Raw genomic sequence first — 574 nt, forward strand, 5'->3', positions numbered from 1 at the left:
GTCAACGCCGTTGCGTTTAGCGCCGTGGGCGGGAGGCAAGTCCTTTCTCGAAGAGTGTGATTTCGGCGTGGAAGCTGTAGGTCTGTGTGGTTGTTGGGTGTTGTCCGGTGTTCGGGCTGTACTTGCTGGTCGGGTTCTTGCGGGTGCGGGCTTTGACGCGGGGGCGGCGCCGTGCGGGCAGGAGGTTGGCCAGGGCGGCTTGGCCTATTGCGCCGAGGAGGTCGGCGGGGCCGTCAGGGAGGATCGCGCTGGCGGTGGTGATCGTGTCGACGGCGGTTTCGATGAGGATCGTGAAGCTGATCCGGTCCATGTCCATGCCGGGCTGGGTTGATGCGGCGTCTGCGGCCGCGCGGATGAGGGCTTGGTAGGCGGTGAGTAGGGCGTATACCTCCTGCTCGATCCCCGGGATGCTGTGGGAGCGCAGGACACGGCCGTTGAGCATGGTCGCTTTGATCGAGTAGTAGGTGGTCTCGGCCTGCCAGCGTTCGTGGTAGAGGTCCACGAGCTCTCGGGCGGGGTAGCGGGCGTGGTCTGTCAGGCTGGTGATCAGCCGCCACTGCTCGCGGCGCACCGT

1 protein-coding gene is annotated in these 574 nt (G+C 65.9%); it reads right to left on the reverse strand.

Annotation, left to right across the window (positions count from 1 at the left end; all coding sequences use genetic code 11):
* Nucleotides 1-16 precede the first annotated feature (16 nt).
* Nucleotides 17-574, reverse strand: a 558-nt coding sequence (locus tag FXF52_RS41240) for a transposase (RefSeq protein ID WP_148805073.1), incomplete at its 5' end; no start/stop codon positions are given.

Source organism: Micromonospora sp. MP36, from assembly GCF_008119785.1.
In the GTDB taxonomy this organism is placed as follows: domain Bacteria; phylum Actinomycetota; class Actinomycetes; order Mycobacteriales; family Micromonosporaceae; genus Micromonospora.